The following is a 19,715-nucleotide window of genomic DNA, read 5'->3' as shown; positions in this document are numbered from 1 at the left end:
TCGTGATAATGGATCAGTCCTCGAGGGTCGCCAGATAATCTGCTGCCACCTTGGCAGGATCGAGGCCATTGACGGCCACATCCCCATTCAGGCGCTGCAAGGTTTCCAGGCTCAGCGACTCGAATACGGGTGCCAGAGCTTCGGCGATCTCAGGGTGGTTATCCAGGACGGCACGCCGAATCACCGGAGCTGGCTGATACACCGGCTGCACCCCCTTGGTGTCCGTCATCACGACCAGGTCCAGCGCCTGCAGGCCCCCATCGGTGCCATAGGTCATCGCTGAATTGACACCGCTGGTCTGTTGCGCTGCAGCCCGCATGGTGGCAGCGGTATTACCACCGGAAAGCACCAGCAGGTCGTCATCGTCGAGGGAGAATCCGTAGGCCGCTTCGAAGGCAGGCAAGGCGAAGGCAGATTCTACGAAGTCGGTACTGGCGGCCAGCTTGTAGTCGCCGCCGTCATTGATAAAGCTCGCCATGTCCTCCAGGGTCTCGAGTCCGTTTTCCCTGGCGACGTCGCCGCGCACGCTGATCGCATAGGTATTGTTGGCCGACGCGGGGGTAAGCCATTCCAGGCCCAACTCGGCATCCTTGGCCTTCACTGTATCGTAGGCTTGTTGCGCATCGTGCCACACGGGGCTGTCGGTCATGTCATGAAAGAAGGCACCATTGCCGGTGTATTCCGGGTAAATGTCGATCTCGCCATTGAGCAGCGCCTCACGCACGATGCTGGTGCCGCCTAGCTGCAGTCGATCCTCGACCTCGAGGCCTGCCGCCGACAGACGCTGCAGGATCATCTGGCCAAGAACGGACCCTTCGGTATCAATCTTGGACGACACCACCAGAGCATCGTCTGCGTAGGTCTGCGTGGCCACGGCAGAGCTCAACATCGTGGCCACCACTGCGGCCGACACTAAGGGACGCTTCATTATTCTCACCTGATTCCATGTGAATGTATGCTGAAGTATATGGAGATGACCCAACGCCTGCAGGACGTTCTGCCAACGTGAGTCCACCATGCCACCACGCCAGACCGCAAGCGCCAATCGGCCGGGACACACGCCCCGCCAATCCTCAACGCCGCATTCCCCTCAGCCGGGTGCGGTCAGCTCGCTGACGCCGACCGGCCGTGATCTGGCCTGGTTGCTGGAAGCACCAGACCTGGTGCGCTCACGCTGGGGTGGCCGCCCGACCCTTGACGAGCTGGGCCTTCACACCCGCAAAGCCCGCCACCAGCTGCTGTTGCAGGCACTTGACCCGCTGCCCATTGCGACCACGGACACCCACTTGGGGTCATTACCTCGGCTTGGACAATATCATGAAGCGCTTTGGCAGTTTTTGCTGGCCACGGCACCGGGCACCGAACTGGTGGCACACAATGTGCCTATTCGAGAGGACCGCCGGACCCTTGGCGAGCTGGACCTGCTCTACCGTGATACCGCCGGCGGCCTGATCCATCTGGAGGTCGCCATCAAGTATTTTCTCGGCCTGCCAGAAGGGCCAGGCCGCCAGGATGACACCAGCAGATGGATCGGCCCCGGGGGGCTCGACAGCCTGGCCCTGAAGCTGACCCACCTGGAGCGTCATCAACTTGCGCTACTGTCCACACCACACCGGCGACAGCTGTTGAATGATGCACTGGCGAGCAGCACGGGACATTCAGGCGGTGCTCCGAACCCACCCCCCGTCGAGGACACCATCAAGGCCCGTCTGGCCATGCCAGGCGTGCTTTTTTACCCATGGCAGCATCACATGCCGCCTCCTCGACAGGCGAACGATCATGTTCTCGAGGGTATCTGGTGTCATTGGCGTCACTGGGGCGAGCTATGCCGCCAGCATGACACGCTGCGCTTCGGCGCATGCCTGACCAAGCCCCATTGGTTAGCGCCACCTCCACCGACACAATGGATGCCGCGCAGCACCCTGAGTCGATCCCTGGCCGCCCACTTCGCCACCTACGCCTTTCCCGTGCAGGTCATGCTGTGTGATGACCCTGCCCGTGTGGAGCAGGACATTCTTGCCATCGATGGCGGCGGGCAAGCTGCCTACAAAAACGCGCCGTCCGCGTTGAGCGGACGACGCATCTTTGTGGTCGACGACAGCTGGCCTCACCAGGTACCACTACCACCGCGAAGCCCGGCCTGACGCCACTGTCGCCAGGCCGACAGTCAGCTGCGATCCACCACCCAGTGGGTGCCTTCACGGGAGTCCTTGAGAATGATCCCCTGAGCCGCCAGTTCATCGCGGATACGATCCGCCTCAGCGAAATCGCGAGCCTTCTTCGCCTCGGCGCGCGCAGTGATCCGGGCATTGATCTCATCGTCAGACAGATCGACAGCCCCCCCTTTCAAGAACGCAGCCGGCTCCTGCGTCAACAGGCCCAGTATTCCCCCCAGTCGCTTCAACTCGAGGGCCAGACCGGCCACGTCTGCGCTCGTGGTACTGGCATCGCTCTGCTCCGCCTCCTTGCGGGCACGATTGAGTTCGCGCACCAGCTCGAACAGCACCGACAGGGCCTCGGGCGTGTTGAAATCGTCATCCATGGCAGCGGTAAACCGCGCGGCATAGTCACCCGGCCCCACTTCGATTTCTGCAGGAAGCTTGATGCCATCAAGCGCGGTATAAAAGCGCTCGAGGGACTTGCGCGCGTCACCCAGGGCGTCGGGCGCATAGTTGATGGCACTGCGGTAATGGCTTGCCACCAACAGGAAACGCACGACCTCGGGGTCGTGTTGCTCGAGCACCTCGCGGATCGTGAAGAAGTTGCCCAGGGACTTGGACATCTTCTCGCTATCGACCCTGACCGCCCCGGCATGCATCCAGGTGTTGACGTAACGCTGGCCGGTTGCTGCCTCGCTCTGCGCGATTTCGTTCTCGTGATGAGGGAAAGTCAGGTCCGGCCCCCCACCATGAATGTCGAAGGTATTGCCCAGGCAGCAGGTGGACATGGCAGAGCACTCGATGTGCCAGCCGGGACGACCTTCGCCCCACGGCGACGTCCAGCTGGCCTCGCCGGGTTTGGCCCCTTTCCATAGCACGAAGTCGAGAGGATCTTCCTTGTGCTCGTCCACCTCGACGCGGGCGCCCGAACGCATCTCATCCAGATTACGGTTGTTGAGCTTGCCGTAATTCTCGAACTTGCGTACCCGGTAATAGACATCACCGTTGCCCGGGGCATAAGCAAAGCCCTTGTCGATCAGCACCTCGATCATGGCAATGATCTCGGCAACATGGCCGGTAGCTCGCGGCTCCTGGTCAGGACGCTGAACGAACAGGCGGCCCTCGTCCTCATGCATGGCATCGATCATGCGCTCGGTCAGCTCGCCGATGCTTTCGCCGTTCTCCTCGGCGCGACGCAGGATCTTGTCATCGATATCGGTGATATTGCGGACGTAGGTGACATCATAGCCACGATGACGCAGGTAGCGACTGATGACGTCAAAGGCCACCATCACGCGAGCGTGGCCAAGATGGCAGAAGTCATACACCGTCATGCCACAGACATACATCCGAACCTTGCCGGGCTCAATCGGTGTAAAGACTTCCTTGGTACGGGTCAGCGTGTTGTAGATCTGCATGTCAGCCCTTCTTCTGCATCTTGGCCCAGGTGTCTTTCAGACCGACCGTGCGGTTAAACACCAGGTGGTCTGGACGGCTGTCGTGACGATCGGCGCAGAAGTACCCCACTCGCTCGAACTGGTAGCGGTCTTCATTGTCGGCATTGGCCAAGCTCGGTTCACCAATCCCCTTCACGGTCACCAGCGACTCTGGGTTCAGGTGATCGAGGAAATCCGCGTCCTTGTCCTTGTCTGGCTGCTCGACCAGGAACAGGTTGTCGTACAAGCGAACTTCCACAGGAACGCCATGACGCGCGCTTACCCAGTGGATGACGCCCTTGACCTTACGTCCCTCCGGGTTCTTGCCCAAGGTATCGAAGTCAACACTGCAGCGCAGTTCCTCGATCTCGCCCTCCGCGTTCTTGATAACCTCATCGCAACGTATGACGTAACTGTTGCGCAGGCGGACTTCCTTCCCGGGCGCCAGACGGAAGAACTTCTTGGGCGGCTCTTCCATGAAGTCGTCGCGGTCGATCCACAGCTCCCGGTTAAACGGGATCTTGCGCACCGGCATATCTTCACGGGCGGGGTGGCCAGGCACCTCGTAGACTTCCTCGTGGTGCTCGTCCACGTTCGTCAGCACCACCTTGAGCGGGTTGAGCACGCACATGGCGCGAGGTGCATTGTCCTCGAGATCCGAGCGGATGGCGTGGGTCAACATGGCAATATCGACCAGGCCGCCGTCAGCGCGGGTCACCCCGATCATCTCGCAGAACTTGCGCAAAGACGCGGGGGTATAGCCCCGCCGACGCATGCCGGAGATGGTCGGCATGCGCGGATCGTCCCAGCCCTCGACGATGCCATTGTCCACCAGCAGCTTGAGCTTACGCTTGGAGGTCAGCGTGTAGTTGAGGTTGAGTCGAGCGAACTCGATCTGGCGCGGCTTGGTCGGCACTGGCAGCTGATTCAAGAACCACTCGTACAGCGGACGGTGGTCCTCGAACTCGAGGGTGCAGACAGAGTGCGTAATCCCCTCAATGGCATCGGACTGACCGTGGGTGAAGTCATAGGAAGGATAGATCTTCCACTTGTCTCCGGTCTGGTGGTGATGGGCATGCCGAATACGATAGAGGATCGGATCGCGCAGGTTGATGTTGGGCGACGCCATGTCGATCTTGGCCCGCAACACCTTCTCGCCTTCGGCGAACTCGCCCTGGCGCATACGCTCCAGCAGATCAAGATTCTCGTCGGCACTGCGGTCGCGATACGGGCTTGGGCGGCCAGCCTCGGTCAGCGTACCGCGGTATTCGCGAATCTCGTCTGGTGACAGATCGTCGACATAGGCCTTGCCTTCCTGGATCAGATACTGCGCCCAGGCGTACAGCTGATCGAAGTAGTCAGAGGCGAAGCGAATGTCTCCCGCCCACTGAAAGCCAAGCCAGCTGACGTCTTCCTTGATGGCGTCAATATAGGCCTGTTCTTCCTTGGCCGGGTTGGTGTCATCAAAGCGCAGATGACAGTCACCACCGAATTGCTCCGCGAGCCCGAAATTGAGACAGATTGACTTGGCGTGGCCGATATGCAGAAAGCCATTGGGCTCCGGGGGAAAGCGCGTCACGATCTTCTGCGACTGTCCGCTCTCGATTTCCTCGCGAATCTGGTTGCGAATGAAATTCGGCGCGCTGCTTGTCTCGGTGGTCATGTTGATGGATCAACCTCTGGTGGTGTACGGGCGTTGAGGGGCTAGCGGTCGCCCCCCGACTTCGCGCTGCGAAGCAAAACCGCTATTATAGCGTCACGCTAGGGCACGGCGCCAAGCCGTGCAGAGAACGAGAAAGGTGCCGACAGGCACAACACACCCAACAGGACCACTCAATGATCATCTTGCAGACCAATTTCGGCGACATCACGATCGAGCTCAACCACGACGAAGCGCCGAAAACCGCTGCCAACTTCGAGCAGTACGTTCGCGAAGGCTTTTATGATGGCACCCTGTTCCATCGCGTGATCGACGGCTTCATGGTCCAGGGCGGTGGCTTCGACAGCAACTTCGAGCAGAAGCAGACCCACGCTCCGATCGAAAATGAAGCCGATAACGGCTTGAAGAACGTGACCGGCACCCTCGCCATGGCGCGGACCCAGGACCCCCACTCTGCCACTGCGCAGTTCTTTATCAACGTTGCCGACAATGATTTCTTGAATCATACCGGCAAGAACATGCAAGGCTGGGGCTACTGCGTCTTCGGCCGCGTGGTCGAGGGCATGGAAGTCGTCAATCGCATCAAGGGTGTCTCCACCACTCGTCGCGGCATGCACGCTGACGTCCCGGCCGAGGATGTGATCATTCAGCGCGCCTATATCAAGGACGACGCCTAAACACCCACCTCAGCCCCCTCCAGGCCCAAGCTTGGCCTGGAGGGTCAAGGATTACGCCATGGGCAAGACGACACTTCTGATCTCGGATCTCCATCTGCACCCCGGTGCCCCTGACATTACCCGTGGATTTTTGGCGTGGCTCGAGGAAAATCGCGGCACCGACGTCGATCTGTATCTGCTTGGCGATATCTTCGACGCCTGGATCGGCGATGACCTGATGCTGCTGGGGGATGCTGACCCCAGTGGCCATGCCCGCCTCGCCTGCGAGGTCGCCGACCAGCTCAAGGCAGCCAGCGATCGGGGCACGCGCATCTACCTGATGCACGGCAATCGAGACTTCCTGCTGGGCAGCGACTTTGCCGAACGAGCCGGTGCCACCTTGCTGAGTGATCCTCAGCGGATCGAGCTTGGCGGTGAACCGACGCTGTTGATGCATGGTGACAGCCTCTGCACCCGGGATGAGGCCTACATGGCCTTCCGGGCCAAGGCAAGGGATCCCCAGTGGCAGGCTTCCATCCTTGCGATGCCGATTCCCGAGCGATTGGCGCTGGCCAGCCAACTCCGCCAACAATCCGGTGAAGCCAATAGCACGAAGGCCGCCGACATCATGGACGTGACACCTGACGAAGTCCTGTCGGCGATGCAGCAGCATGATGTAAAGCGCCTGATCCACGGCCACACGCACAGGCCCGACGTGCACCCACTGACGCTCACCGCGGCGGATGGCAGCAAGACGCAGGGCCAACGCATGGTAATCGGCGACTGGTCGAGCAACGAAGGGTGGGAAGTACGCATCGACGGCGATAGCGCTCCTGCTCTCAATCGCTTCACCTTCTGAGCAAGACACCGATCGTGCGCAGGCCCCGCCTGTCTGCACTGGCGAGACACCACTGGCGGCACCAACACGCCGCCAGCGGCTCCCATGGGCAGGAAACGCTGACGCCCACCCTTACTTCGTCACACGACAGGCCTCAAGCGCCGAGCTCAAGGCGTCGACATCCATCGGCAGATCAACGGGCCAGATGAGCTCTAGCCGCGAGTCTTGCTGCCATTGCCCCCAGCGCTCTCGCTGCTCCCCTGCTGGCAACACCAGCCAGCCAGCGAGGGTACGCATGACCCCCTTGCCACGACATGGCGATGGCAAGCCCTGCCACCAGTCATGCAGACCTTGCTCCTCAAAAGATTCATCAGGGTGCCAGCACCAACTGATCGAACGATAGCCTAGCCCCTGCCCCTCACGGCGAGTCCCAGGACCCGCCAAGGGCAAGACGGACTCGACATCCTCGCTTGGCAACCGCGCCACCAGCGCGTGTTCAGCGGGCCTCGCTCCCCCACGCGCACCCGCAAGCGGAGTGCGTGGCGCAAGATCCAGCAACCAACTCAACGGCAACCCGTGGTGGTCACTCTGGGTGACGACGCCTGGCACCTGGGACTGGCATTCTCGCCAACGCTCAAAGACCGCACGATCGTCTGAACGGACAAGATCCGTCATTGACAGCACCCAGGCATCGGCCACGCTTAGCTGCTGCTTGAAGGTGTCATGTGCCACCACCCGAGCGTCAGCGACCCGACGGGGGTCTAGGACCGCCACCACTGCCTGCAGCGTTAGCGCGTCCGCCAAGTCACCGGATCTCAATACCTCGAGCAACCCCGCGGGGTGACCCAGGCCGGACGGCTCGATCAACAGTCGATCTGGACGCTCACGCCGGAGTGCCTGAACCAGCACCGAGCGAAACACCGTGGCGACCTGGCAGCACAGACAGCCTCCAGGTACTGCCTGGACATGTACACCGGGCATCTTCCCAAGCAGCGCCTGATCGACCCCGACCTGACCAAACTCATTGACCAGAATGGTCCAGCGCTCATGCTCGGGCTTCTGCTCGATCCAATGCCGAATCAATTGACTCTTGCCACTGCCAAGAAAGCCCGTGACAACGTGTGTCGGCACGCTTTTCAGTGGTTTCATGGTTAACACAAGGTCTCCTCAAGCCCATGGGCAGCTAGCGAAGATAACGGTATAAAACATGGCCAGAGCCCTCTCACGACTGTCACCATGTCACGGCCCACCGCGCTCGCACACCACCGCCACGAGGTGACAGCCCGCCGTGACCATCCACTGTCACACGGATTAAACACCGGGGCGATGATGCTCTTCTATGGAGCAACCCTCCATAGAAAAGGAGCACCCTAGGGTGCTCCTTGTTCTCCGTTGTGGCGGGGGCCGTATCACCCGTCTCCCACCACCTTGGCTTAATAGCGCTCTATATCGCCCACCTCCTCGAGGTGGCTAAGCAGCCCATCAAGAATCGCCTGGGCGCGAAGGCGCTCGGCCATGCTGGAGACAAACTGCTCCATCTGCGGATTGCCCTGTGCTTCGCCGATGGCATCCAGCGCTATCAGGGTGACCTGATCACCCTCCACTGCACGACCGTAAACGACACCACCTTCTTGGGGATGAGGCAGTTTGAAGGCCGTCGTCAGCACGGCGTCCGGCACGCTGGGCGCGTCCTGCCGGCTGATCGCATCAGCCTGCTGCCAATCAAGTTCCAGCGACTGCCCGCCCTGCAGTTGAGCAACACGCTCGGAGGCCAACTCGATCAGCGCATCACGAGTCTTGGCACCACGAACGGCCGCCTCGACGTCGCTGCTGACCTCTTCCAGCGGCAGCGTGGTGGCATCGCGGTGATCCAGCGCCCGCAGAACCAGGCGACGCGAGCCGTCCAACTCGATGACTTCACTATTGAAGCCTTCATCCAGCACTTCCTCGGAAAACGCCTGATCCATGACGCCGGGCTCCGCCAACACGCCCTCGGCGCTATCGCGGCTGACCCAGTCCGTGGTGACCAGATCCACCCCGATGGCGTCCGCGACGCTTTGCAGATCATCTGCGGCAAAACTCTCGTCGATCAGCTGCTGAGCCTTGTCGTTGAAGTCGTCCCTGACCTGCTCTTGAGCCAAGCGATCACGGAGTCGATCACGCTCTTGCTCGAAGTCAGGGCGGTCCAGATCCGTCACCTTGATCAGGTGCAGACCATTGTCCGTTTCCACCACGTCAGATACCTGGCCCTGCTGAAGGGCAAAGGCCGCCTGCTCGAAGTCATCACCAAAAATGCCGCGGGTGATGACACCCAGGTCACCGCCGGCATCGCTGGTCGTGGTGTCATCGGAAAACTCTGCGGCCAGGGTCTCGAAATCCTCTCCCTGAGCCAGACGCGACTGCACGTCGGCGATTCTCGCTTCGGCTTCATCCCGAGTGCGCTCGTCACCAAACGTCACCATGATGTGAGACACGCGACGGTCCGCGTTTTCGGCGCTGGCTTCCCATGCCGCGCGGAGCTCGTTTTCGGAGACCTCCACGTCCGCCGCCATGGCCTCCTGATCAAGCAGCACATAGGCAAGCTGGACTTGCTCAGGGCGCAGGAAGTCCTGCTGATGCTCACTGTAATAGGCAGACATCTCAGCGTCACTGACGCTGACCGGCTGGTCCAGTTCACTGGCATCCATGGTGTGATAGCGGAAGGTACGCGTCTGACGCTGCAACTGGGCAAGACGCTGCTGCTCAGCGGGCAAGGTGAAGTCGCTGGCGATCAACCCCTGCTGAATATGGCCACGCATCACGTCTCGGCTCAGCTGCTCGCGGAACGACAGCGGTGTGTACCCAACACTGGCAAGGCGCTGACGGAACAGCTCCTGGTCGAATTGACCATCGGCATTGTGAAACTCGGGGCGACTGACGATCAGCTGATCCAGCTGATTGTCGGACACCGCAAGACCACCGGACTCCGCGTAGCTGATCATCAGGCGATCGCTGATCAACCCTTCAAGCACCTCACGACGCAGCGCTCTCTCCTGGTCAGCCGGCACCTGGTTGGCCCGCATGGCACGCTGAACGTTAACCTCGACCTGCTGGCGATTGATTGGCTGGCCGTTGACCTTGGCCACTTCGTCACCGGACTGGCCAAACAAACCGATCAGCGACTCTACGCCGAACAGCGCCATGGTAACGACCACGGCCCCGATAATGATCTTTGCGATCCAACTTTGGGATCGGTCGCGAATACTCTGCAGCATGAAAGCCTCTGCGAAAGGTTGGGGGTTACGCTTGGCCTGGCAACAACGGTCAAGGTACCACACCCAAACTCATGAAAAAGGCGCACCGCGATAGCGATGCGCCCTTGGCGAGAGAAGTGTCAGCGGATGACACTACGCTCGTGTCAACGTTGCGAGGATTGGCCCAGGGCCAGTCACTCGTCAATCAGTTGACGGAATCCTTCAGAGCCTTGCCGGCCTTGAAGCTAGGCACCTTGGCAGCGCTGATTTCGATCGGCTGACCCGTCTGCGGGTTACGACCGGTGCGTGCGGCACGATCCTTGACGGAAAAGGTGCCGAAGCCAACCAGTGAAACGCTGTCGCCCTTCTTCAGGGTTTCGGTCACGGACTCGACCATGGCATCCAGCGCACGGGAAGCAGCAGCCTTCGGAATATCGGCAGACGCGGCAATGGCATCAATCAGCTCGGACTTGTTCACACTTCACCCCTTGACTATTACAGAAAAAGATACAAAACGGCGATTTTTTGGCCGACAGGCACGATCGCAGCATGGCGACAATTTATAGCAATGCGACGAAAGACCTGTCAAGCAACCTTCCTTGCCAATCCGCATGATTCCGGCATTTCCAGGCCGGAATCATGGAAAAAATGTCACTAGTGTGTACTGACCATTGAGTGAGTTGCAGTCGAATCCGTCGAAACCGAATCATCGGAATTATGATCCGTGTTTTTCGACAGCGCGACCTCCAACACCTCATCAATCCAGCGAACCGGATGAATCGTCAGGGCGTCCTTGATGTTATCAGGGACTTCCTTGAGATCTCTGCGGTTCTCTTCCGGTATTAGCACCGTCTTTATACCACCACGCCTGGCGGCCAGCAATTTCTCCTTCAACCCACCGATAGGCATGACTTCGCCACGGAGATTGACTTCGCCCGTCATGGCCACATCACAGCGCACAGGACGATTACAGAAGGCGGACACCATCGCGGTGACCATGGCGATGCCAGCACTGGGACCGTCCTTGGGAGTCGCTCCCTCAGGCACGTGGATATGCAGATCTTCCTTCTCGAAACGCTCCGGATCGATCCCCAGCGCTTCAGCACGGGCCCTGACGACCGTCTGGGCAGCACTGACGGACTCTTTCATCACATCGCCAAGGGAGCCCGTCTTGTTGATGCGCCCCTTGCCAGGCGTTACTACCGACTCGATGTTGAGCAGCTCGCCGCCGACCGATGTCCAGGCAAGGCCGGTCACCCGCCCCACTTGATCCTGCTTGTCGGCCAGACCGTAGCTGTAGCGTCGCACGCCAGCGTAAGTCTCGATATCCTCTGCCGCCAGCGTCTGAGAGCCCAGCGCCCCTTCCTTGCCTTCTTTCTCGAGACGCTCACGCAGCACCTTGCGGCTGACCTTGGCAATCTGCCGTTCCAGCTCACGAACACCTGCCTCGCGGGTGTAGTAGCGGATCAACTCAAGGAGCGACGCTTCACTGTACACCAGCTCGTCTTCCTTGAAGCCATTGGCAGCAAGTTGCTTGGGCACCAGATAACGGGTGGCAATCGCCAGCTTCTCGTCCTCGGTGTAGCCCGGCAGGCGAATCACCTCCATCCGATCGAGCAGCGGCCCGGGGATGTTCATCGAATTCGCGGTACAGATGAACAGGGTCTCAGAGAGGTCGTAGTCGAGCTCGAGGTAGTGATCGCTGAAAGCGTTGTTCTGCTCGGGATCAAGCACTTCGAGCAATGCCGACGCCGGGTCACCGCGGTGATCCATACCGACCTTGTCGACCTCGTCAAGCAAGAACAGCGGGTTCTTAACCCCTGCCTTGGCCATACGCTGAATGGGCTTGCCAGGCAGCGAGCCAATATAGGTACGGCGGTGGCCACGAATCTCGGACTCGTCACGCACGCCGCCCAGCGCCAAGCGCACGTATTTACGATTGGTGGCTCGAGCGATCGACTTGCCAAGGGAGGTCTTGCCCACACCGGGCGGCCCAACCAGACATAGCACCGGTCCCTTCAGCTTCTTCACACGCTTGTGCACCGCGAGGTACTCAAGAATGCGTTCCTTCACTTCATCAAGACCATAGTGGTCTTCATCCAGAACCTTCTGCGCGTTCAGCAGATCGTGCTTGACCCGCGTACGCTTCTTCCAGGGCACTGAGACCAGCCAGTCGAGATAGGAGCGCACCACCGTCGCCTCGGCGGAGGACGGCGACATCATGCGCAACTTGCCCAGCTCCTGGTTGGCCTTGTCGGCAGCCTCTTTCGGCATACCGGAATCCTTGATGGCCTGCTCGTACTTGTCCGCCTCGTTCGGCGCGTTCTCGAGCTCGCCCATCTCCTTCTGAATGGCCTTCATCTGCTCATTCAGATAATACTCGCGCTGAGACTTCTCCATCTGGTCCTTGACGCGCGAGCGAATACGCTTCTCGACCTGCAGCAGATCGATTTCCGCCTCGATCAGCGCCATCAGGTGCTCGATACGATCGCGCACGCGATCCATTTCGAGCAGCTCCTGCTTATCACCGATCTTCAACGACAGGTGGGCACAGATGGTGTCCACAAGCCGGCTGGGATCTTCGATGCCAGACAGCGAATTCAGCACCTCGTTGGGTACCTTCTTCGACATCTTGACGTACTGCTCGAACTGATTGAGCAGCACGCGTACCAGCGATTCCTGCTCACGCTCGCTCAGTGGCTCGCTGGAGCGCAACACGACCTCGGCCCGAGAGTGGCCGTCCTCGGCAAGGGAGATGTCGCGAATGTCTGCGCGAGACTCACCCTCGATCAGGACCTTCACAGTACCGTCGGGCAGCTTCAACAGCTGCATGATCTCGGCAACGGTACCAATGGCGAACAGGTCTTCGTTGTCTGGATCGTCCTTGCTGGCTTCGCGCTGAGCAACCAGCAGGACCCGCTTGTCATCCGCCATGGCAGCTTCCAGTGCCTGGATCGACTTTTCTCTGCCGACAAACAACGGGATGACCATCTGCGGGTATACCACTACGTCACGCAGTGGCAAAAGGGGCAGACTCATAGTCTGTTCGGCGTTCTGCTGCATCGCAGACGTTCCTCAAACTTAGCGGGTGAAACCTGAGGGATGGGGGCACCCCCAAGGGATTGCAAGGGGAAACACCTGCCGGAATGCTGTGATACCTGCCACCGGCAGTCGAAGCCCGTCGACCAGAAAGCGAAAGACTAGGCTCGCAGGACACATCTCTTGAGACAATGCCCTTAAGACCATGCCCTTGAGACAGTCTCCTTAAGGCAATGCCCGGGGACTATGCCCGGATATCAAGCCCGGCAGACAAAGGGGCCGCATCAGCGGCCCCTTTGTCGGCGTCGCGAGTCGACAGCGGCAGGTTAGCCGTCGGTACCATCCACCCGCGCGGCTTCCTCGGTATCTTCGCTCTGGCTGTAGATCAGCAGCGGATCGCTCTCGCCACTAATGACAGACGCGTCTATGACCACCTTGCTGACGCCCTCAAGGGAGGGAATCTCATACATCGTGTCAAGCAATACGGACTCGAGGATAGAGCGCAGTCCACGTGCTCCGGTCTTGCGAGCCATCGCCTTGTGCGCCACTGCGCGCAGGGCGTCCTCTCTGAAGTCCAGCTCGACGCCTTCCATATCGAACAGGCGAGCATACTGCTTGACCAGAGAGTTCTTGGGCTCCGTGAGGATCTGTATCAGCGCATCCTCGGTCAGCTCGGTCAGGGTGGCAATCACCGGCAAACGTCCGACGAACTCGGGAATCAGACCAAACTTGACCAGATCCTCGGGCTCGACCTCGAGCAGCAGGTCACCCACTCCCTTGGACTCGTCCTTGCTCTTGACCTCAGCGTTGAAGCCGATGCCACCGGTCTCGGCGCGATCACGTATCACCTTGTCCAGACCGGCGAACGCGCCGCCAACAATGAACAGGATGTTACCGGTATCCACCTGGAGAAATTCCTGCTGCGGATGCTTCCGACCACCCTGGGGTGGCACCGAGGCCGTAGTGCCCTCGATCAGCTTCAACAAGGCCTGCTGGACACCTTCACCGGAGACATCGCGAGTGATGGACGGGTTATCGGACTTTCGAGAAATCTTGTCGATCTCATCGATGTAGACGATACCGCGCTCAGCCTTGTCGACATCATAATCACACTTCTGCAGAAGCTTCTGAATGATGTTCTCGACGTCTTCACCGACGTAGCCAGCCTCGGTCAAGGTGGTGGCGTCGGCGATGGTGAACGGCACGTTGAGCAGGCGCGCCAACGTCTCGGCCAATAGCGTCTTGCCGCTGCCGGTAGGACCAATCAGCAGAATGTTCGACTTACCGAGTTCCACGTCGTCCTTGCCGCTATGACGAAGACGCTTGTAGTGGTTATAGACGGCCACGGACAGCACCGTCTTGGCGCGGTCCTGACCGATCACGTAGTCATCGAGAGTATGTCGAATTTCGCGTGGAACGGGCAGACGCTCCTCGTCGCTCTCGGCATCGGCATCGAGAACTTCCTCGCGAATGATGTCGTTACACAGATCGACACACTCATCGCAGATATATACAGACGGACCGGCAATCAGCTTGCGCACTTCATTCTGGTTCTTGCCACAGAATGAACAATACAGAAGCTTACCGTTGTCGTCCTTGCCTTTGCCGTCGGCCATTCGCGTACCTCTCTGGCAGCGGCAGCCCCGCAGGGCCACCGGTAATCACGTAGTCATCGCGCAAGCTATCACGCTATCACGCTATCAGGATGCAGGACGCTTATCCAGCACTGCGTCGATCAGGCCGTACTCGGCAGCCTGTGCTCCGTTCATGAAGTTGTCGCGATCGGTATCCTTGGCGATGGTCTCGATATCCTGGCCCGTATGGTGTGCCAGGATCTGATTCAGTCGCTCGCGGATCCCCAAAATTTCACGGGTGTGGATCTCGATGTCCGACGCCTGCCCCTGATAGCCACCCAGCGGCTGATGAATCATCATGCGCGAGTTGGGCAAGCAGTAGCGCTTACCTGCGGCACCACCGGCCAGCAACAGAGCACCCATGCTGGCGGCCTGTCCGATGCACACAGTCGACACGTCGGGCTTGATGAACTGCATCGTGTCGTAGATCGACATCCCGGCGGTAACCGATCCACCCGGAGAATTGATGTAGAGGTGGATGTCCTTGTCGGGATTCTCGGACTCAAGGAACAGCAGCTGCGCCACCAGCAGGTTGGCCATGTAGTCTTCTACAGGCCCCACAAGGAAGATCACCCGTTCCTTGAGCAAGCGCGAGTAGATGTCGTAGGCGCGCTCGCCGCGAGCGCTCTGCTCGACCACCATGGGCACTAGGCCGCCAGCAGCATGTATATCGAACTCGGTGTTCATGGAGATGTGTCCTCGCATCCGTGTGTGGCAAAACGACAAAGCCGGCCCGATCGGGCCGGCTCGGCAAGACGCTTAGGCGTCCTCGCCCTCTTCTGCCTCTTCGCCCGGCTGCTGCTGTGCCGCAGCGAGAGCCTGCTGGTAGGACATTTCCACGTCCTTGACCGTCGCCTGATCGAGCAGCTTGTCGACCGCCTTCTCTTCCAGCAGTGCAGACTTGACCTGGGTCTTCATCTGCTCATTGCCCATGTAGTACTCGACGACCTGCTCCGGATCCTGGTACTGCTGAGCGAGCTCTTCAACCTTGGCCTTGATCTCATCATCAGAGGCTTCGAGCTCGTTGACCTTGATCACCTCAGCCAGCAACAGTCCGACCTGAACACGGCTGCGCGCCTGATCAGCAAACAGCTCGTTCGGCAGCTGGCTGACATCAAAGTCTTCGCCAAGGCCGAACTGCTGGGCTGCCTGACGCTTCAGGCCGTCCACTTCCTGCTGCACCAGGGCATCGGGAACAGGAATGTCGTTGGCCTGCTTCAGCGACTCGAGCACCTGCTGCTTCACGCGGTTCTCCACCGCCTGGCCAGCTTCACGCGTCATATTCTTCTTGACCTCGGCGCGGAAGGCATCGACGTCGTCGCCTTCGACTCCGAACTTTTCGATGAAGGCAGCATCCACTTCAGGCAGCGCCTGGCCCTTGATGGCATTGACCTTGACCTTGAAGGTAGCTTCCTGGCCTGCCAGCTGCTCGGCCTGGTAGTCCTCCGGGAAGGTCACGTTGATGACCTTGTCCTCTCCCGCCTTGGCACCCTGCAGCTGGTCTTCGAAGCCAGGAATGAAGCTGCCTGACCCCAACACGAGATCGTGGCCCTCTGCACTGCCGCCTTCGAAGGGCTCGTCACCCAGGAAGCCCTGGAAATCAATATTCACCTGGTCGCCGTCTTCAGCAGCGCGTTCCACTTCTTCCCAGGACGCGTTCTGCTTGCGCAGAGTTTCAATCATCTCGTCCACGTCAGCGTCGGTCACTTCAACGACCGGACGCTCTACCTCGGTACCTTCAATGGTGGACAGCTCGAACTCCGGGTACACCTCGAGCACTGCGGTAAACTCGAGATCCTTGCCGGCTTCGTTGACCTTGGCCTCGATCTGCGGGAAGCCTGCCGGATTGAGCTTCTCATCCGTGATGGCGCGGACATAGCGCTCGCGCATCACTTCGCCCACCACTTCGTTACGAACATCGCTGCCGTAACGCTGGCGGATGACGGACATCGGCACTTTGCCTTTACGGAAACCGTCGAGACGAACGTTCTTGGCAGCGTCTTTAAGACGGGCGGCGACGGCCTCGTCAATCTCGGCGGCCGGCACCTGGACGTTGATGCGGCGTTCGATCTGGGAGGTCGTATCGACGGAAACTTGCATGAAAAATCCTCTACCGACTGGGGGCGTACTGAAACTGTGAAAACGTCAAAAGGGAGATTCTAAGAATCCCGCAGGGCACTGGCAAGCGCCAACGCCCTTTAGATGGGGCTTTTCGGACAATTTACAAGGGCAATCGCGCAATCCCTCCTCGCGGCAGCCCCCTAAACCACAGAAGGCCGAGCTCGCAAGAGAGCTAGATGGTCGATGTTCAAGGAAGGAAAGAGCAAAGAAGGCAACAACAAAAAAAGCCGACCTACCCTTTGGCAGTCAGCTGATGCGATAACGACATATTCTAGAGACCACTCTGCGCGCTTCAGGGAGTGGGGTGGATGATGGGGATCGAACCCACGACCACCGGAGCCACAATCCGGGGCTCTACCACTGAGCTACATCCACCACAACCTGAACGCTTCACATCTACAACCAGACACCAGCGCAACCAGCAACCAGCAACCAGCAACCAGCAACCAGCAACCAGCAACCAGCAACCAGCAACCAGCAACCAGCAACCAGCAACCAGCAACCAGCAACCAGCAACCAGCAACCAGCAACCAGCAACCAGCAACCAGCAACCAGCAACCAGCAACCTTCCCGCTAGACGACAGATTCAAAGCTCACCGCAATGCATGGAGTGGGGTGGATGATGGGGATCGAACCCACGACCACCGGAGCCACAATCCGGGGCTCTACCACTGAGCTACATCCACCACATACAAGCACTACAGATCAAACCCAAGCCTAACCAGGCGCCACGCTTTGCTGGCACGCCCAGCAGGACTCGAACCTGCAACCTACGGCTTAGAAGGCCGTTGCTCTATCCGGTTGAGCTATGGGCGCATTCTACACAACCGAAATCTTAACCACAACCCGAAAGCCAAGAAAAACCTTTTCTAAACAATCGCTTGTGGTCGGGGTGGAGGGATTCGAACCCCCGACATCCTGCTCCCAAAGCAGGCGCGCTACCAGACTGCGCTACACCCCGACGACCTGTTGCAATGCCACCGAAACCGTTTCAGCTGTCCCGGCGAGCGATGCGTATTCTACGGAACTTTCCTGACAAGTCAACACGCTAGTTGAACTTTCCTTTCCACCAACGGGCTTCTGCTTTGCCTGACCGCCCCGGCATGCGAAAATCCGTGCCCACTCCTTCCACCGCCCATTCATTCGTACTTTGAGGGAAGCCAATGTCCGCCCAGCTCATCGATGGCAAGTCCATTGCCGCCACCGTCCGCCAGCAGGTTGCTCGCCAAGTCGAGACACGCCGCCAAGCCGGCGGGCGGACGCCAGGCCTTGCAGTGGTTCTGGTCGGCGATGATCCCGCCTCCCATGTGTATGTGCGCAATAAACATCGTGCCTGCGAGCAGGCTGGCATCTCCTCCGTTCAGCACGCGTTGCCTGCATCCACCAGCCAACAGGAGCTGGAGTCCCTGGTGGACCAGCTCAACGCGGATCGCTCCATCGACGGCATCCTCGTTCAACTTCCGCTCCCCGAACACCTCGACGCCAGGCCCATTCTGGAGCGCATCTTGCCCAGCAAGGACGTGGACGGCTTTCATCCCTACAATCTGGGCAGACTGGCTCAACGACTGCCGCTTCTGCGCCCCTGCACACCCAAGGGGGTGATGACCCTCCTTCATCATAGCGGCCTGTCGGTACGCGGTCTCAATGCCACCGTTGTTGGCGCGTCCAACATCGTCGGACGCCCCATGGCGCTGGAACTCATGCTGGCAGGCTGCACCACGACCGTCTGCCATCGTTTCACCCGTGACCTGGAGCAGCACGTTCGAAGCGCTGAGCTGCTGGTGGTCGCCGTTGGCAAGCCGGGACTGGTGAAAGGCGAATGGGTTCGCGACGACGCCATCGTCATCGACGTGGGTATCAATCGTCAGGATGACGGCAGTCTTGTCGGAGACGTTGACTTCGAGGAGGCGGCACGCAGAGCCGCTCACATCACCCCCGTGCCCGGCGGCGTTGGCCCTATGACCGTGGCAAGCTTGCTGGAAAATACGTTAATGGCAGCCGATATCCACGACGGCCAGACCGCTAACGACGGCTGAGCGCACCTTTTACGGGCCCAGGAAGAGACCGCAGACTCGCTCAAGGGCTTGGGGAGCAGGTGTCGTGCCCCCTCGCCCAGCGCTCGATAGCAAGGACTGTGCTGCATGAGCTGAATACGCAGGCCCCGACTTCCTGGCAACGCATCCCCTTTTATTGGAACAAACGACTAAGGACTACCATGCAACGCATCGGAATCATCGGGGCCATGGCTCAAGAGGTCGCGCAGCTTGCCTCTCAACTGGAGGACAGGGAGACCAGGTCGCATGCGGGCTCTACCTTTCACACGGGTCGCCTGCACGGTATGAACGTTGTCCTGCTGCAATCTGGAATTGGCAAGGTCAATGCTGCGGTGGGTACTACCCAACTGCTGGAACAGTACGCGCCCGAGGCCGTCATCAACACCGGATCCGCCGGCGGCTTTGGAGAGGGCCTGTCGATTGGCGATATCGTGATTTCACGTGAAGTCAGGCACCACGACGTCGATGCGATGGTGTTTGGCTATGAAGCGGGCCAGGTACCAGGCATGCCAGCGGCTTACCTTCCCGACGCGCAGTTGGTCACTGTCGCCAGAGAGTCCATTGAAGCCATGGGTGAAGTCAACGTCACTGAAGGGCTGATCGCCACCGGGGATGTGTTCATGGCATGCCCCGATCTGGTCGCCCGGACCCGCGCTCGCTTCCCTGCCATGCTGGCAGCCGAGATGGAAGCCGCTGCCATCGCCCAAACCTGCCACCTCTACCAGTGCCCCTTCGTCGTGATTCGCGCGCTGTCGGACATTGCCGGACAAGGAGACAATCACCTGTCGTTCGAGGAGTTCCTGATCCAGGCAGCCGATCACTCAAGCCGGATGGTGTCGCATATGATTCAACGTCTATCTGTAGCTTGACAGTACCACCTGGGAC

Annotated in this window: 15 protein-coding genes and 4 tRNA genes; 5 read left to right on the top strand and 14 right to left on the bottom strand. The window is 59.7% G+C overall.

The window, feature by feature from the left end; genetic code table 11:
- Positions 1-13: 13 nt before the first annotated feature.
- On the bottom strand, positions 14-928 hold the full coding sequence (locus KUV41_RS09750) for a glycine betaine ABC transporter substrate-binding protein (RefSeq protein ID WP_222485867.1): 915 nt from the start codon (positions 926-928) through the stop codon (positions 14-16).
- Positions 929-1,016: 88 nt separating this feature from the next.
- Between KUV41_RS09750 and KUV41_RS09745 the strand changes: the two genes are divergently transcribed.
- Positions 1,017-2,144 (top strand): DUF1853 family protein, encoded by a 1,128-nt coding sequence (locus KUV41_RS09745; protein WP_222485865.1) that lies wholly within the window; start codon positions 1,017-1,019, stop codon positions 2,142-2,144.
- A gap of 23 nt (positions 2,145-2,167) precedes the next feature.
- Here KUV41_RS09745 and cysS read toward each other — a convergent pair whose 3' ends face one another.
- Entirely contained in the window at positions 2,168-3,577 is a 1,410-nt protein-coding gene (gene cysS, locus KUV41_RS09740; RefSeq protein WP_222485863.1) for a cysteine--tRNA ligase, read from the bottom strand.
- Position 3,578: 1 nt separating this feature from the next.
- Complete coding sequence (locus KUV41_RS09735; protein ID WP_222483308.1) at positions 3,579-5,258, bottom strand: glutamine--tRNA ligase/YqeY domain fusion protein; 1,680 nt, start codon at positions 5,256-5,258, stop codon at positions 3,579-3,581.
- A 173-nt stretch (positions 5,259-5,431) separates the two neighbouring features.
- Between KUV41_RS09735 and KUV41_RS09730 the strand changes: the two genes are divergently transcribed.
- On the top strand, positions 5,432-5,932 hold the full coding sequence (locus tag KUV41_RS09730; protein ID WP_206939037.1) for a peptidylprolyl isomerase: 501 nt from the start codon (positions 5,432-5,434) through the stop codon (positions 5,930-5,932).
- Positions 5,933-5,990: 58 nt separating this feature from the next.
- On the top strand, positions 5,991-6,770 hold the full coding sequence (locus KUV41_RS09725; RefSeq protein WP_222485861.1) for a UDP-2,3-diacylglucosamine diphosphatase: 780 nt from the start codon (positions 5,991-5,993) through the stop codon (positions 6,768-6,770).
- A gap of 111 nt (positions 6,771-6,881) precedes the next feature.
- Here the strand turns inward: KUV41_RS09725 and KUV41_RS09720 are convergent, their stop codons facing one another.
- The 11 genes from KUV41_RS09720 to KUV41_RS09670 all read right to left on the bottom strand — a co-directional run bounded on the left by KUV41_RS09720 (position 6,882) and on the right by KUV41_RS09670 (position 17,737).
- Positions 6,882-7,898, bottom strand: coding sequence for a CobW family GTP-binding protein (locus tag KUV41_RS09720; RefSeq protein WP_222485859.1), 1,017 nt, complete (start codon positions 7,896-7,898; stop codon positions 6,882-6,884).
- A gap of 284 nt (positions 7,899-8,182) precedes the next feature.
- On the bottom strand, positions 8,183-10,003 hold the full coding sequence (locus tag KUV41_RS09715; protein ID WP_222485857.1) for a SurA N-terminal domain-containing protein: 1,821 nt from the start codon (positions 10,001-10,003) through the stop codon (positions 8,183-8,185).
- A gap of 184 nt (positions 10,004-10,187) precedes the next feature.
- A complete protein-coding gene (locus KUV41_RS09710; protein ID WP_206939045.1) occupies positions 10,188-10,460 on the bottom strand; it encodes an HU family DNA-binding protein in 273 nt (90 codons plus the stop codon).
- A 176-nt stretch (positions 10,461-10,636) separates the two neighbouring features.
- Positions 10,637-13,045, bottom strand: a complete 2,409-nt coding sequence (gene lon / locus KUV41_RS09705; RefSeq protein ID WP_222238555.1) for an endopeptidase La — start codon at positions 13,043-13,045, stop codon at positions 10,637-10,639.
- A gap of 302 nt (positions 13,046-13,347) precedes the next feature.
- Positions 13,348-14,637 (bottom strand): ATP-dependent Clp protease ATP-binding subunit ClpX, encoded by a 1,290-nt coding sequence (clpX, locus tag KUV41_RS09700; RefSeq protein WP_206939049.1) that lies wholly within the window; start codon positions 14,635-14,637, stop codon positions 13,348-13,350.
- Between the two features lie 84 nt (positions 14,638-14,721).
- On the bottom strand, positions 14,722-15,360 hold the full coding sequence (gene clpP / locus KUV41_RS09695) for an ATP-dependent Clp endopeptidase proteolytic subunit ClpP (RefSeq protein WP_374107016.1): 639 nt from the start codon (positions 15,358-15,360) through the stop codon (positions 14,722-14,724).
- 54 nt (positions 15,361-15,414) lie between these two features.
- Positions 15,415-16,755 carry a trigger factor gene (gene tig / locus KUV41_RS09690; protein ID WP_206939052.1) on the bottom strand — a complete coding sequence of 447 codons (1,341 nt, stop codon included), beginning with the start codon at positions 16,753-16,755 and terminating at the stop codon, positions 15,415-15,417.
- Positions 16,756-17,076: 321 nt separating this feature from the next.
- Positions 17,077-17,151: transfer RNA gene (locus tag KUV41_RS09685), tRNA-His, on the bottom strand.
- Between the two features lie 236 nt (positions 17,152-17,387).
- Positions 17,388-17,462 (bottom strand) — tRNA-His (locus KUV41_RS09680).
- Positions 17,463-17,515: 53 nt separating this feature from the next.
- Positions 17,516-17,592: transfer RNA gene (locus KUV41_RS09675), tRNA-Arg, on the bottom strand.
- 68 nt (positions 17,593-17,660) lie between these two features.
- Positions 17,661-17,737 (bottom strand) — tRNA-Pro (locus tag KUV41_RS09670).
- Positions 17,738-17,939: 202 nt separating this feature from the next.
- Between KUV41_RS09670 and folD the strand changes: the two genes are divergently transcribed.
- Positions 17,940-18,812: a bifunctional methylenetetrahydrofolate dehydrogenase/methenyltetrahydrofolate cyclohydrolase FolD gene (folD, locus tag KUV41_RS09665; RefSeq protein ID WP_206939061.1), complete on the top strand. Its 873-nt coding sequence runs from the start codon at positions 17,940-17,942 to the stop codon at positions 18,810-18,812.
- 179 nt (positions 18,813-18,991) lie between these two features.
- Positions 18,992-19,699, top strand: coding sequence for a 5'-methylthioadenosine/S-adenosylhomocysteine nucleosidase (gene mtnN, locus KUV41_RS09660; protein ID WP_222485855.1), 708 nt, complete (start codon positions 18,992-18,994; stop codon positions 19,697-19,699).
- Positions 19,700-19,715: the final 16 nt, after the last annotated feature.

It is taken from the genome of Halomonas sp. DP8Y7-1, assembly GCF_019801685.1.
GTDB lineage: Bacteria > Pseudomonadota > Gammaproteobacteria > Pseudomonadales > Halomonadaceae > Halomonas > Halomonas litopenaei_A.
Note: the sequence above shows the minus strand (reverse complement) of the source record. Positions and strands in the feature narration are given on the sequence as shown.